The organism is Rahnella perminowiae (assembly GCF_019049755.1).
In the GTDB taxonomy this organism is placed as follows: Bacteria; Pseudomonadota; Gammaproteobacteria; order Enterobacterales; family Enterobacteriaceae; genus Rahnella; species Rahnella perminowiae.
This window is the reverse complement of record NZ_JAFMOS010000108.1, coordinates 1-752: the sequence shown is the minus strand read 5'-3', so window position 1 is coordinate 752 and position 752 is coordinate 1. Positions and strand designations below refer to the sequence as shown.

Here is a 752-nt window from a genome sequence, read left to right as displayed (position 1 = left end):
GTTATTAATTGATAATTCTCTTGGTTGTATAAAAACACCATCGTTATTATTTACATATTTATCAGCATTGTAATTGATGCTTTTAATGTATATAGCATTATCAGAAATAACGATTGTGTACTCTTCAGAATCCGAGCTATTACTTGCACCAAATTTAATATCACTGAATTTTTTCCCACCATCATTACTGGCTGACAAGATGCTGTAAGCACAACCTCTTAGCGAGTCCCCGCATGCATCGTTATCACCACTCACCAATGGAATCGCCAGCATGTCGTCATTTTTTGCCGCCCAGATAAACTTGCCTTGATAGTTCATTGTTCCCTTAGAGAGGAACCAGAGCTTCGTTTTTATCTTCTTGCTATCATTGTGATAATAAATCGAACCATCATCGCAGTTCGAATAATCCTCCAGCGTGAGATAGCGATTTTTATCGATACGATAAATCACCTGTGGCGGGTTATGGATGGGTTGTACTGCCACCTTTCCTGGCTGCGTGGATGTTTGCACCGGAGGCGGTGTCACCGCACAGCCATTCAGGCTGGTCAGCGAGAATACTAATGCACCTGCGAGTAAATTTAGCTTTTTCATGGTCATCCTTGATTTTTTGGCTGAGAAGGGACCATTGCGGCATTGCAGGTAAATTGATTGCTGGCTTCATTATTTTTCTTTATATCGGGGAGTTTTTCTGTATGCGGTGAATCATTGTATTTATCAAACAGAATGCCGGCTTTTATACCCAGCGCATCCAC

The 752-nt window shown here is 41.1% G+C and carries 1 protein-coding gene; it reads right to left on the bottom strand.

Annotated elements, in window-relative coordinates; all coding sequences use genetic code 11:
* Positions 1 to 591 (bottom strand): T6SS immunity protein Tli3 family protein (locus J1785_RS00565; protein ID WP_217218554.1); only part of this gene is annotated, 591 nt, incomplete at its 3' end.
* Positions 592 to 752: the final 161 nt, after the last annotated feature.